The sequence below is a fragment of the Peribacillus sp. NPDC055009 genome, assembly GCF_053608705.1.
This window is the reverse complement of the sequence record NZ_JBSGVZ010000002.1, coordinates 374,094-386,769: the sequence shown is the minus strand read 5'-3', so window position 1 is coordinate 386,769 and position 12,676 is coordinate 374,094. Positions and strand designations below refer to the sequence as shown.

Genomic DNA, 12,676 nt, shown 5'->3' with positions numbered 1-12,676 from the left:
TGGTCGGAAAGCGAGGGATTTATATGCTTGGTTTAGCAAAAGGTTTAACCTATACATTAAAGAACTTGACGAGGAAAAAAGTGACCTATGACTACCCGAATGAGCCGCTTCCACTTCCTGACCGATTCCGCGGAATCCAGAAATTCTATCCTGAAAAATGTATTGTATGCAATCAGTGCGTGACGATTTGCCCAACGGATTGTATTCAATTAACAGGTAAGAAGCATCCGGACCCGTCGAAAAAAGGGAAAATCATCGATACGTATGACATCAATTTCGAGATTTGCATTTTATGTGATTTATGTACGGAGGTCTGCCCTACAGAAGCAATCGTGATGACGAATCAATTCGAGCTGGCCGAATATAGCCGTGATCATCTATTTAAAAATCTGGAGTGGCTGGATGAAAATGATGAAAATGTCCGGAAGGTGAATAAAGTATGAGTTTGTCGGGTGAATTAATTGCCTTCATTGGTTTGGCACTCGTCTCGATAGTAGGCGGGGTGCTGCTGATTACCTTAACAAAAGTGGTGCACATGGTAATTGCACTTGTTTTTACTTTCTTGGGCATTGCAGGCATTTATATGTTGCTTTCGGCCGAGTTTGTCGCCATTGTTCAAATCCTTATTTATTCAGGGGCTATTACGATCGTGATGCTATTCGGGATTATGCTGACAAAACACCAAGAAAATGATGCACCCGCTAAAGGGGGCTGGGGGAATTTCTCCTTGCTGGCGGCGATTGCTGGATTTGCCGTGGCGGTGTATCTGGGGATTTATAATCTTGATATACCTGTACAGCCAACGGCCTTGCATGAGGAAAATACAAAGCAAATAGGAATCGAACTTTTTTCAAAATATGTAATTCCATTTGAAGTGATGTCGGTACTCCTGCTTGTTGCTTTAGTCGGTGCCATCGTATTGGCTAAAAAAGATGATGAGGAGGGAGATCGATCATGACGGGAGTTCCCTTGTCGGCTTACCTTGTATTGGCACTCGTTTTATTTTGTATAGGGCTGTATGGTGCCTTGACGAAAAGAAATGCGGTCATTGTTTTGATTTCAATCGAGCTGATGCTGAACGCTGCAAATATCAATTTAGTTGCCTTCAGTAAATTGGGGGTAACACCATCCATTACGGGTCAAGTTTTTTCCTTATTCACGATTACGATCGCTGCGGCCGAGGCGGCTGTAGGGCTGGCTATACTAATGTCCCTTTATCGCAATCGGAAGACGGTCAATGTCGATGAAATGGAAATTATGAAGAATTGAAGGTTTATATAAATGAAGAAGGGGATTTGATACGATGATGGAGTACGCATGGCTCATACCGGTCTTTCCACTCGTCACGTTTCTGGTTCTGCTTCTATCAGGCGGGCGGTTGCGGGAACGAGGGGCATTTATAGGAATAATATGTACATTGGCTTCGTTTGTTTTATCGTTGCTCGTCCTGATGGAACGATTTAAAGAACCTACTTATAATATATCGATAGATTGGCTTTCCTTCGGGGGGACGCAACTTTCAGCTGGATTCGAAATCAATCAGCTTAATGCCTTGATGCTTGTGGTCGTTTCCCTTGTCAGCCTGCTTGTCCAGATATATTCGAAGGGGTATATGAAGGGTGAAGTGCGATTCTCCATTTTTTATGCTTATCTGGGCTTCTTCACCTTTGCCATGCTTGGACTTGTCATGGCACCCAATTTATTACAACTTTATATCTTCTGGGAATTGGTCGGGGTGGGTTCTTTCCTGCTCATTGGGTTTTACTTTTATAAACATGAAGCTAAGGCTGCAGCGAAGAAGGCATTCATCATGACCAGGATTGGGGATGTAGGGCTCTTAATCGGCATCATTCTGCTATTCTGGGAAACAGGCAGCTTTGAATATGGAGAGATCTTTCAAGCCGTTCAATCGGGCATGATATCAAGCGAAAAACTGACTTTAATCGCTATTTTGATTTTTATCGGAGCGGTTGGGAAGTCTGGACAATTTCCTCTTCACACGTGGCTTCCGGATGCAATGGAAGGACCGACTCCGGTTTCCGCATTGATACATGCAGCAACCATGGTTGCTGCAGGGGTTTACCTGGTGGCGGCCATGTTTCCGCTATTCATGGCAAGTTTTGCTGCGATGCAGGTCGTAGCGATAACAGGTGGAATTACAGCCATATTCGCCGCAAGCATTGCCATCGTGCAAAAGGATGTTAAGCGTGTATTGGCATATTCGACAATCTCTCAGCTTGGCTTTATGATGCTTGCTTTGGGTACTTCGGGATATGTGGCCGGGGTGTTCCATTTAATGACCCATGCCTTTTTTAAAGCATTGCTGTTTTTGGCAGCAGGCAGTGTTATTCACGCTATACATACACAGGATATGGAAAAGATGGGCGGCCTATGGGGTAAGTTGAATTGGACTGGGCCGCTGTTCTTGACTGGCACGTTGGCGATATCGGGGTTTCCGTTACTCTCAGGTTTTTTCAGTAAAGATGAAATTCTAATGGCAGCCTGGGAGAATGGTAGTTATATATTGTTTGGTCTAGCGGTGGTTACCTCCTTTTTAACTGCTTTTTATATGTTCCGGCTGTTTTTCATGATGTTTGCAGGCGATTCGCGCAGTCAAGTAAAACAGGTCAAGGAATCACCTTCCATCATGCTAATTCCCATGCTCGCATTGGCTTTGCTTGCTGTAATTGGCGGGTATATCCAAACACCGTGGTTTGGAACTTTCCTTGGGGAGTGGCTTGTGGAGGGAAATGAAGCTGCTCTAGGCGCCAGCCATAGTGAGGGACCCGTTTGGATAATGTTGCTGGCCGTGCTTGTATCGCTGGCCGGGATATACCTTGCTTATATGATATACGCTAAAAAGAAGTTACCTCGGGACTGGCTTGTCAAAGAAAACTCCGGGGTATATCGGGTTTTGGAAAATAAGTATTATATTGATGAGATTTACTATTACACTGCAGGCTATGCAGTCAAGGGCTTTAGTATATTCCTATCTTATATGGAAAGGTTCATTGTCGGCGGCCTGGTTTCCACTGTAACAAGTTCGATAGAAGCATTAGGAAAAATAGGGTCTAAACTGCAAACAGGACAGGTACAGCAATATGGCATGATAGCCTTTCTGGGACTTGCGGTACTGTTGGTGATTTTTGCAGTAACTGGGGGGTATCTAAGATGAATGTCTATTTGCTCTCGCTTTTAGTGTTTTCACCGCTGCTGGGCATAGTGATGGTTGCCCTCATGCCGAAAAAAGAGGGAAGGACGATTAAACAATTTGGCTTTTTCGGAACACTGCCTCCTCTTTTCATATCGTTCTTTCTATGCAGTCAATATTATTCGGGTGTGGGCCTATCCTTATTTGACATTAAGTTGAATTGGATCAGGTTTGGGAATTTGGAGATGTATGATCCCAAGCTCTTCACGGTTGACTTTGAGTTGGGGCTGGATGGATTAAGTCTCATCTTCATATTACTGACAACAATCATTTCAACACTGGCCGCAATCGCATCCATTTATATAAAAAAGGAATGGAAAGGGTATTATTTGTTATTTTTGATCCTGGAGATTGGGATGCTTGGTGTCTTCACCGCAGAAAATTTAATCCTTTTTTTCATCTTTTTTGAAATGACTTTGATTCCTGCTTTCTTTTTAATTGGCAGATGGGGCTTCCTGGAGAGGGAGAAAGCTTCTTATAGTTTTCTGATTTATAATGGCATTGGTTCGGCTGTTTTATTAGTGGCTATTTTGATTTTGTTTGCCAGGACGGGTACGACCAACATTGCAGCATTGACACAGATGATGACAATGGGCGGTGTTTCACTTTTTGCACCAATATCCGGTTCGATGAAATATGGTTTATGTCTCGCCTTTCTCGTAGCATTTGCGATAAAGCTGCCCGTCTTTCCCTTTCACAGCTGGATGGTGCGGGTCCATGCAGAAGCACCTCCATCCATAGTCATGATACATGCGGGTGTCCTATTGAAAATAGGGGCGTACGGAATCATCCGGTTTGGAATGGGGATATTTCCTGAACAATATAAAAGCTTGGCCTTTACCATTGTCCTATTTGGGGTCCTCAGTTTTTTATATGGTGCATTTCTAGCTTTGGTACAAACGGATTTCAAGCTCGTTTTAGCCTACTCATCAATCTCACATATGGGTATCGTCATGATGGGGCTGGGAGCCTTGAATGAAGCGGGCATTCAGGGAGCTATTTTTCAAGTCATCTCACACGGGCTAATTGCTGCTTTGTTGTTTTTCTTGGTGGGAGTGTTGTATGAGCGTACGGGAACCACGATGCTTCCTAAGCTTGGGGGGCTGGCCAAGTCGATGCCGATTTTTTCAGGGTTTATGTTAGCTTGCGGGATGGCTTCACTCGGTTTGCCTGGCATGTCGGGCTTCATCAGTGAATTCATGGTATTTCTTGGCTTATTCAAGAGTCAGCCGTTGCTTGCGGCAATTGGGGTGATCGGGCTGGTTTTAACAGCTGTTTATGTATTGAGGGCGGTCATGCAGATGACTTTCGGGAAAAATGATAGTTTGATAGAAAAAGAGAAATGGGACCTAAGGGGCTGGGAGTTTTTTCCCGCGTTGGTTCTTCTCGCTTTGATAATATCTGTTGGGGTATACCCAAATTTGTTAGGCGGGCCTCTTCAAGGAACGATTGAAGCCATGATGCTTGCTCTAGGGGGGCGATGAAGGATGGATTGGAACACGATGCTTTCTTATGATTGGGGAGCGATGATGCCAGAATTCATCATCCTTGGAACAACCATGATTCTTTCGATATTGGATTTATTCTGGCCAAAGCACTTTAATCGGAGAAAACTGGCATGGCTCGCGCTAACCGGAATCATTTTGGCATGTTTGTCACTGATTAGCCTGCTATCCTTTGAGACAGTCAGTATCTTATCCGATACGTTTCGTTTGGATTCATTTGCAAAAGCTTTTAAGCTGCTGCTGTTATTAGGAGCGGCCCTAATCATCCTTCTGGCTGAAGGATATGAACCGCAAGAGGGGCTGCGGGAGCACCGGGGGGAATTTTATTATCTGTTCCTGACCGCTTTGCTTGGAGCGATGGTCATGTCCTCAAGCGGTGATTTGATAACGCTGTTCGTTGGACTGGAACTGCTTTCACTTTCATCTTATATATTGGTCGGAATACGCAAGCATGATCGGAAGTCCAACGAAGCGTCCATGAAGTATGTAATAAACGGAGGCATTTCCACAGCGATCACTTTATTTGGGATGAGCTATTTATATGGAGTGACCGGTTCCGTCAATCTAGGCGAAATGAGCCGGACGATGGCTGCGATGACGGACGGACAGCTGCAATACATCATGGGCCTCGCTTTCTTCATGGTGTTTGTAGGTATAGCCTTCAAGATAGCTGCCGCTCCATTTCATATGTGGGCGCCGGATGTGTACGAGGGGGCACCGACACCGGTCGCAGCCTTCTTGAGTGTAATTTCGAAAATGGCGGGTTTCGTCATCATCCTGCGCATTTTTCTCTCATTGTTCCTAACAGCTTCCGGTGATACGTTCGGAGCGCTCGACTTTTTGGAAAAAAATAATATCTATATAGCTTCGTTGGCGGGCCTGACGATCATCATTGGAAATGTGGTTGCGTTAAGGCAGCAAAATTTAAAACGATTATTCGCTTATTCAAGCATCGCCCATGCGGGTTACCTGCTTGTAGCAGTGGCCACATTGGGCGGGGGATATTTTCTCCTGGATACTGTCTGGTTTTACCTGATGGCTTATGTATTAATGAATATCGGTATATTCGCAGTCATTCAGCTTCTATCCAGCCAAAGTGGGTCAGAAGATATTAGCATTCTTGCAGGAATGGGGAGGAAATCACCTTATCTTGCCATGGCATTCACCGTATTTATCCTGTCGCTTGCTGGAATCCCTGGTACGACAGGTTTCATTGGCAAACTTAATATTTTTCTTGGAACATTCATAACGGAGCCTGGACATTTTGTCCTTGCGGGAATCATGATTGCAGGTACCATTGTATCCTATGTGTATTATTTCGGCTTATTGGTTCAGGTCTTTTTCCGACCGATTCATTCAGAGAAGGTCATTAAAATCCGTCCGGGTCTTTACATTGTGTTGATCATTTGCGTAATAGGCACCATACTTTTCGGGGTGGCGCCCAATATTGCCTTTGATTTTATTCATGATCAATTTGGCGAATTTACAGACTTTATTTCAAGTAAATGATATAATGCCTGTATCAGAGGCTTGTTCCATTGGATCAAGCCTCTATTTACAGTTTTAAAAAGATATTTTGCAATTCTTCCTTTTAAATTCCAAATATGAAGGGGTTTTGTGTTAGAATAGAATTCGGGTGTCTTTTAGGAGGTATGTACATGTTTTCAGCAATGGGACAGCAGGCTTTAACAGGAATAATTGCACACTTGTTTTTCATCGCAGTTACCTGGTGGGCTCTCCAGGCATTACATTTTGATAAAATATTAAGATCCAATTCTGTCATCAAGGCAAGGGTTTTATATATTTTATTAACGGTTGCCATCGGTTCAGTTGTAAGTAATTTCTTCCTCGACTACCTGGGATTTGCAAATCAACTTCCGTATATGTTTAGTAATGACTGATATGCTGTAAGAATTTTCTTATAGCAAAATATGATTCTACTCTTGTATTCGCTTTTGCTTCCTGCCAGTATAAGGGGAAGTTGTCACCAATTGTCGGAAAACTCGAAGTATGATCTCTCTCCTTATGGAAAGAATGTGTAAAAGGGGAGGGATTTAACATGTTTAATTTAAACAAAAAAATGTTATCATACATAGTATTTCTCGGTTTGATGGTGATTTTAATAGGGAATAGTACGATTGTGGCAGAAAGCAAACCAGATATAGTTAAATTGGTGGGACTGTTACAAAAAGATAAAGATTTAGACATAGGCGATTGGTCTGTACTCACTAGAGAAATAAATAAAGAGATTACAACTAAACAAGAGTTTGAAAACGAAGTTACAGCTTTAAAACGAAAATACCCTCAATTTCAATGGCACCGGAAAGATGATGCTTCCGGCTGGAAGGCAGAGGCGTTAACTTACAATGTCGATTCAGGTCTGACCGAGTCTATCAAAATAATGACAACGGAAGAGAAATTTGATAAAGTTACCTATGTTATTTACGAAGTGGAGGGGAAAAAGTGGAAGAAAGCCAATGCGGCATTTTTTACTGCTACGTTCCAAAACAGGGTGAATGACCTATTTATAGGAACTCCTTCAATTTTTTCTTGTATTAAAGGGTCTATCAATGATAATATGGATTCGGTTTTAAGCTCTAAAACTGAAGACCTGTTAGATATGTTCCAAGCAAGGGAAATTGAGAGTGTGCATGAAACAAACTTTACATCTATATCTGCACATTCAACATTGTTTAAACAACCTTTGACAAAAGAAAAATTAAATTTGCAGTTTGGGCTACGGACAGAAGGATTGGGTGACCGAACGAACTTTGTAGTTGGCACACCAATCATAACGTTTGAATATTAATATAGAGAAAATGGACGCGGAGGGGAATACTTTTGGAAAAAATCATCGTCCGCGGCGGAAAAAGGCTTAGCGGGACAGTTAAAGTAGAAGGTGCTAAAAACGCCGTTTTGCCAGTTATCGCTGCAACATTATTAGCAAGTGATGGGAAAAGTATCATTAAAGATGTTCCTACGCTCTCCGATGTATATACAATCAATGAAGTATTGCGCAACTTAAATGCAGATGTTGCCTTTCATGACAATCAAGTAACTGTAGATGCATCAAGAGAGTTATTAGAAGAAGCACCATTTGAATATGTACGCAAAATGAGAGCTTCCGTTTTAGTGATGGGCTCATTACTAGCAAGGAATGGCCGGGCCCGCGTTGCTCTTCCTGGTGGCTGTGCCATCGGATCACGTCCTATCGACCAGCATTTAAAGGGCTTTGAAGCGATGGGAGCAAAAGTGAAGGTCGGCAATGGTTTCATTGATGCCGAGGTTGAAGGCAGACTTAAGGGTGCAAGAGTGTATCTTGACTTCCCGAGTGTGGGTGCCACTGAAAACATCATGATGGCAGCAACACTTGCTGAAGGTATAACTATTCTTGAAAATGTGGCCAAAGAGCCTGAAATTGTAGATCTTGCGAATCTCCTTAATAAAATGGGTGCCAAAGTCAGAGGTGCCGGTACTGGTACGATGAGAATCGAAGGTGTCGATAAATTATATGGCACTGAACATACGATTATACCTGACCGTATCGAAGCTGGTACATTCATGACTGCGGCCGCTCTTACTGGCGGAAATGTTCTTGTTCAAGGAGCTGTACCTGAACACCTTACTTCCCTTATTGCCAAAATGGAGGAAATGGGTGTTGAAATTCTTGAAGAAGAAGATGGATTACGCGTTATCGGTCCAAAAACCTTGAAGGCCATTGATATCAAAACAATGCCACATCCTGGTTTCCCGACTGATATGCAATCGCAAATGATGGCATTACTACTTCGTGCTGAAGGAACAAGCATGATTACGGAGACCGTTTTCGAAAACCGTTTTATGCATGTTGAAGAATTCCGTCGCATGAATGCCAATATTAAAATAGAAGGTCGTTCCGTTATCGTTAACGGACCAACTAACATTCAAGGTGCTGAAGTAGCTGCAACAGATTTACGTGCCGCGGCAGCGCTCATCCTGACTGGATTGGTTGCAGATGGCATTACACGTGTTACAGAATTGAAGCATCTTGACAGAGGGTACGTGAATTTCCATGGTAAATTGGCATCTCTAGGTGCTGATGTGGAACGTATTAACGAAGATGTACCTGCTGAAACAAAAAAAATCGCAGATTTAAACGCATAAGTTAGCTTATGAAACCATTCACGTTCGAGTCATTGAACCGTGAATGGTTTTTTTTGTCTTGTTCCTGGTTCATCGCCTACAGTTAAATAGTTGTCGTTTTTCTATTCATAAAAGCTTGTCCTTCGACATACATTTGTTATGTAAAGATGATACCTGCTGAATGCGATTTACGGCAGAGAAAACAAGTGTAGGGAGGCTCAGGAATTTGAAAGCAATCAAACCGATGATCGTACTATTCATAGCAGTAGCATTCGTAATTATCATGATTCCAGCAGTGCTTGTGCTTCCATTTTCAAATGAAAAGACAAGTGGGCAATTGACCGAAGAGTTGGAAAAGAAAGTGAAGAATGAGGGTAAAGAGGTAGCTGCAAATGAAATGAGTTCCGTAGAAGTTGCCGTTTACCGCACATCTGCAAAAAAGATTGAAAAACTGCCGATTGAATCGTACTTGACTGGTGTGGTTGCAGCTGAAATGCCAGCAGATTTTGAAGAAGAAGCGCTGAAGGCACAAGCATTGACAGCGAGAACCTACATTGTCAATCAGCTCATAAGCGAAAGTCGATTAGGCTTGCCTGAAGGTGCCGATGTAAGCGATACGGTCATGCACCAAGTTTATAAGAATAATGATGAGCTGAAAAAACAGTGGGGCTCTGATTATAAATCGAAGATGCAAAAAATCAACAAGGCTATAAAGGAAACGGCCGGTCAAATCTTAACCTATGAAGGAAAACCGATTACTGCCACTTTTTTTTCGACCAGCAATGGCTATACGGAGAATTCAGAGGACTATTGGCAAGCTGAATTTCCCTATTTAAAAAGTGTATCCAGTCCATGGGATAAAGAAGAATCACCAAAATTTTATAATAAAGTTGTTGTCGATACTGCAGATTTTGAAAAAAAGCTGGGTGTAAGTCTTTCTTCGGGAACATCTATAGGGACTGTCATTGAAAGAACATCGGGTAATCGCGTAGGTGTAGTGGAAATCGGAGGAAAGAAAATGACAGGAAAACAGATTCGTGAGAAGCTCGGGCTGACATCGTCCGATTTTGACTGGGAGCGTCAAGGCAACCAGATTGTCATCACGACAAAAGGATCCGGACACGGAGTTGGAATGAGCCAGTACGGTGCTAATGGCATGGCCAGGGAAGGAAAAACCTATGAAGACATCGTTAAATATTATTATAAAGGCGTCAAAGTTCAGTCTTCAAGTAAGTGGCTGAATACGATGACGGCAAAAAAATGAGAGATGGGGATCCCATCTCTCATTTTTTTTCGTTTAATTTTTCTATAATCGTCAAAAAGCCCCGTTTACGCTTGAAATAATGATATTGGACATGAAAATAGACTGCAGCCACTCCAATGATATCCTTAATGACATCTATTAAGGTAGAGGAGCGGTATGGGACGAAAGATTGGTGGTATTCATCAATAACACCGTAAAGGCAAGCTACAAGGGCAGCCAACAGGCTTAAACCTGCTTTCATTTTTTGGTTTGCGGCAAGGGCCGAAACTAATAATATATACAAAAGGGCAAATTCGACCAGATGAAGTGCCTCTTTGATAAATCGGTCAATTGAGGATGAGGGAAGATCAAGAATCATATCATCGGGGTTGCTCGACATTATCCAAATGGCAATCATATATAGGAAAGGCAATAACGTTAACACAAGTTTAAAAGCTTTTTTCATGATTTAAACATCCTTCAACAGTAAGATATCAAACATTTTACCATTCTGCGAATAAAATCGGTTTCATTTCCACAAAATAAATCTAAAAAATTTTTTTCCTGAATGTATATAATCTTGGCAAAATGTTCAGAATGATTGCTGAGGTGATTAATATGAGAGAGGAAGAAAAGAAACCAACTTCCACAATCCGACGTATACTAAAACAACGTTGGGCATTATCAGCAATCTATATCGCAAGTGCAGCCATAATCTTAGCCGCGGCCTTCTTATTACAAAATAGTTTTAATGATTCAGCTAAAGATGGCAATGAGGAATCAGCTGAAACAGGAAAAAACTATGGTGAGCCTTCTGTAGAGGTTAATAGTAATCTTGAGACAATCAAGATGCCTGTAGCCAATGCAGATAAAACGGTTATCAAGAAACAGTTTTATGATGTGAATGCGGATGAAAAGGCACAAGAAGAAGCATTGGTTTTCTACAACAATAGATATGAGCAAAATAAAGGTATAGACATTGCAATGGAAGATGGAAAGTCTTTCGATGTAAAAGCTTCCTTAAGTGGAAATGTAACGAAAGTTCAAGACGATGCGTTGCTTGGAAATTTAGTTGAAGTTGAGCATGAAGATGGTGTCGTTACCCGTTATCAATCTGTTAAAGACATTAAGGTTGCAGTCGGTGACAAAGTGAAACAAGGACAAGCAATTGCTACAGCTGGAAAAAGCCAAATCAATGAAGAGGCTGGCGTACATGTCCACTTCGAAATCAGAAAAGATAACATTGCGTTAAACCCACTTGATTTTGTTGATAAACAAGCTTCTGCGATCCAATCGGCAACTGAAGCCGAGGGCAGTGAACTTGAAAATTCAGGTAATAAAGAAGAAACACCTGCAGTCGAAGGATCTGAAGCTGATAAAGAAGAAACGCCTGCAGTCGAAGAGTCTGAAACTGGCACAGAAGAAGCTCCTGCAGTCGAAGAGTCTGAAACTGGCACAGAAGAAACTCCTGCAGTTGACGAATCTGAAGAGGGCACTGATTTAGAGAATGGCACTGATGAGGAAGGCTCTGTCCCTGGTGAAGATACAACTGAAGAAAGCGATTCCTTAAAAGATTCGTTAAATCAATCTAATTAAAATTAAGATTTTTAATAAAATCAAAACAAAAACCTAGAACGTTACGAATGACAACAACTGAAAATTTGGTAAAAGGAAGCCGTTCACTTTGAACGGCTTCCTTTTTTTCTTTCGAGGAAATATTGGACAATATGCTGAAACCTTTGAATTTCTGACAAATTTCTCGGGAAATAATTTGCTCTTAAGGAAAAGAAACAGATGAAAATCATAAATAAATCCAAACCTCCTGTCCCATTAGGCATATATTCTTAACCAAGCTAATAAGATGTTATAAACCATGCAAAGAGAGTGTTTGAGGTGAGGAATCGTTTATTACAAATTATCTAATAGGTGAATAATTCTATCTTTCATTGTTTATAGGGCAGCGGTATTCGATTCGAAAAATACGAATCTCATTTCACACTTCTCACATCCAATTTGGGGAGGTCGAGTGGTGTGCACGATTACATCAAAGAAAGAACTATCAAGATAGGAAAGTATATCGTGGAAACTAGAAAAACAGTCCGCGTCATTGCAAAAGAGTTCGGGGTCTCTAAAAGCACAGTGCATAAAGACTTAACTGAGAGGCTGCCAGAAATTAATCCTGATTTGGCTAACGAAGTGAAGGATATATTGGATTATCATAAATCCATTCGTCACCTTAGAGGCGGAGAAGCGACAAAATTAAAATATAAACGTTCTGAAAGAGAAGAAGAAATCGTTAAATGATACTTGAATCATTCCGGCAATTGGAAGTGAATCGGGCAATCGGGTAATGAATGAGGGGACATGAAAGTGAGTGTCAGCTCTTTTCTCAACCTTGTTGCGGTTCCGTGCCGGGATTTTTTTATGGGTAAATAAGGAAATGTAGTACATAAGGCACCGGATTTTTTTACATATTGGCAAATTAGGAAATAATAGTCTATATTAGTGTTTATTTATAATTCATACTTACTTGTGTCAATGCAATATGGTAAAATAAACAATTAGGACAGAAGTAGGTTATATGTGAGGATATTC

Annotated in this window: 13 protein-coding genes; 12 read left to right on the top strand and 1 reads right to left on the bottom strand. The window is 41.6% G+C overall.

Annotation, left to right across the window (positions count from 1 at the left end; translation table 11 throughout):
• Window positions 1–23 precede the first annotated feature (23 nt).
• The 10 genes from nuoI to spoIID all read left to right on the top strand — a co-directional run bounded on the left by nuoI (window position 24) and on the right by spoIID (window position 10,102).
• Window positions 24–443 carry an NADH-quinone oxidoreductase subunit NuoI gene (gene nuoI, locus ACWF5P_RS05635; protein ID WP_101223827.1) on the top strand — a complete coding sequence of 140 codons (420 nt, stop codon included), beginning with the start codon at window positions 24–26 and terminating at the stop codon, window positions 441–443.
• Entirely contained in the window at window positions 440–958 is a 519-nt protein-coding gene (locus ACWF5P_RS05630) for an NADH-quinone oxidoreductase subunit J (protein WP_101223826.1), read from the top strand. Before nuoI ends, ACWF5P_RS05630 begins: the two co-directional genes overlap by 4 nt.
• A complete protein-coding gene (gene nuoK / locus ACWF5P_RS05625; protein ID WP_101223825.1) occupies window positions 955–1,269 on the top strand; it encodes an NADH-quinone oxidoreductase subunit NuoK in 315 nt (104 codons plus the stop codon). The genes ACWF5P_RS05630 and nuoK overlap by 4 nt, the downstream gene beginning before the upstream one ends.
• Before the next feature lie 34 nt (window positions 1,270–1,303).
• Window positions 1,304–3,175 carry an NADH-quinone oxidoreductase subunit L gene (nuoL, locus tag ACWF5P_RS05620; protein ID WP_452444701.1) on the top strand — a complete coding sequence of 624 codons (1,872 nt, stop codon included), beginning with the start codon at window positions 1,304–1,306 and terminating at the stop codon, window positions 3,173–3,175.
• On the top strand, window positions 3,172–4,695 hold the full coding sequence (locus tag ACWF5P_RS05615) for a complex I subunit 4 family protein (RefSeq protein ID WP_452444700.1): 1,524 nt from the start codon (window positions 3,172–3,174) through the stop codon (window positions 4,693–4,695). The genes nuoL and ACWF5P_RS05615 overlap by 4 nt, the downstream gene beginning before the upstream one ends.
• Before the next feature lie 3 nt (window positions 4,696–4,698).
• A complete protein-coding gene (gene nuoN, locus ACWF5P_RS05610) occupies window positions 4,699–6,225 on the top strand; it encodes an NADH-quinone oxidoreductase subunit NuoN (RefSeq protein WP_101223822.1) in 1,527 nt (508 codons plus the stop codon).
• Between the two features lie 149 nt (window positions 6,226–6,374).
• Complete coding sequence (locus ACWF5P_RS05605; protein WP_101223821.1) at window positions 6,375–6,617, top strand: DUF1146 family protein; 243 nt, start codon at window positions 6,375–6,377, stop codon at window positions 6,615–6,617.
• A 158-nt stretch (window positions 6,618–6,775) separates the two neighbouring features.
• Window positions 6,776–7,525, top strand: a complete 750-nt coding sequence (locus ACWF5P_RS05600) for a YwmB family TATA-box binding protein (RefSeq protein WP_230176119.1) — start codon at window positions 6,776–6,778, stop codon at window positions 7,523–7,525.
• 32 nt (window positions 7,526–7,557) lie between these two features.
• Window positions 7,558–8,859 carry a UDP-N-acetylglucosamine 1-carboxyvinyltransferase gene (gene murA / locus ACWF5P_RS05595; protein ID WP_098371638.1) on the top strand — a complete coding sequence of 434 codons (1,302 nt, stop codon included), beginning with the start codon at window positions 7,558–7,560 and terminating at the stop codon, window positions 8,857–8,859.
• Between the two features lie 205 nt (window positions 8,860–9,064).
• Window positions 9,065–10,102, top strand: a complete 1,038-nt coding sequence (gene spoIID / locus ACWF5P_RS05590; protein WP_230176120.1) for a stage II sporulation protein D — start codon at window positions 9,065–9,067, stop codon at window positions 10,100–10,102.
• Window positions 10,103–10,121: 19 nt separating this feature from the next.
• On the opposite strand, the gene ACWF5P_RS05585 is transcribed toward spoIID, so the two are convergent.
• On the bottom strand, window positions 10,122–10,547 hold the full coding sequence (locus tag ACWF5P_RS05585; protein WP_101223818.1) for a VanZ family protein: 426 nt from the start codon (window positions 10,545–10,547) through the stop codon (window positions 10,122–10,124).
• 152 nt (window positions 10,548–10,699) lie between these two features.
• Here ACWF5P_RS05585 and ACWF5P_RS05580 point away from each other — a divergent pair, with 152 nt between their 5' ends.
• A complete protein-coding gene (locus tag ACWF5P_RS05580) occupies window positions 10,700–11,677 on the top strand; it encodes a peptidoglycan DD-metalloendopeptidase family protein (RefSeq protein ID WP_434168139.1) in 978 nt (325 codons plus the stop codon).
• 435 nt (window positions 11,678–12,112) lie between these two features.
• Window positions 12,113–12,385, top strand: a complete 273-nt coding sequence (gene spoIIID, locus ACWF5P_RS05575) for a sporulation transcriptional regulator SpoIIID (RefSeq protein ID WP_034315767.1) — start codon at window positions 12,113–12,115, stop codon at window positions 12,383–12,385.
• The last annotated feature ends 291 nt before the right edge of the window (window positions 12,386–12,676 follow it).

Excerpts from the sequence above, each read along its gene's own strand:
- nuoI (WP_101223827.1), top strand. The coding sequence starts at position 24 with ATGCTTGGTTTAGCAAAAGGTTTAACCTATACATTAAAGAACTTGACG.
- ACWF5P_RS05630 (WP_101223826.1), top strand. The coding sequence starts at position 440 with ATGAGTTTGTCGGGTGAATTAATTGCCTTCATTGGTTTGGCACTCGTC.
- nuoK (WP_101223825.1), top strand. The coding sequence starts at position 955 with ATGACGGGAGTTCCCTTGTCGGCTTACCTTGTATTGGCACTCGTTTTA.
- nuoL (WP_452444701.1), top strand. The coding sequence starts at position 1,304 with ATGATGGAGTACGCATGGCTCATACCGGTCTTTCCACTCGTCACGTTT.
- ACWF5P_RS05615 (WP_452444700.1), top strand. The coding sequence starts at position 3,172 with ATGAATGTCTATTTGCTCTCGCTTTTAGTGTTTTCACCGCTGCTGGGC.
- nuoN (WP_101223822.1), top strand. The coding sequence starts at position 4,699 with ATGGATTGGAACACGATGCTTTCTTATGATTGGGGAGCGATGATGCCA.
- ACWF5P_RS05605 (WP_101223821.1), top strand. The coding sequence starts at position 6,375 with ATGTTTTCAGCAATGGGACAGCAGGCTTTAACAGGAATAATTGCACAC.
- ACWF5P_RS05600 (WP_230176119.1), top strand. The coding sequence starts at position 6,776 with ATGTTTAATTTAAACAAAAAAATGTTATCATACATAGTATTTCTCGGT.
- ACWF5P_RS05585 (WP_101223818.1), bottom strand. The coding sequence starts at position 10,547 with ATGAAAAAAGCTTTTAAACTTGTGTTAACGTTATTGCCTTTCCTATAT.
- ACWF5P_RS05580 (WP_434168139.1), top strand. The coding sequence starts at position 10,700 with ATGAGAGAGGAAGAAAAGAAACCAACTTCCACAATCCGACGTATACTA.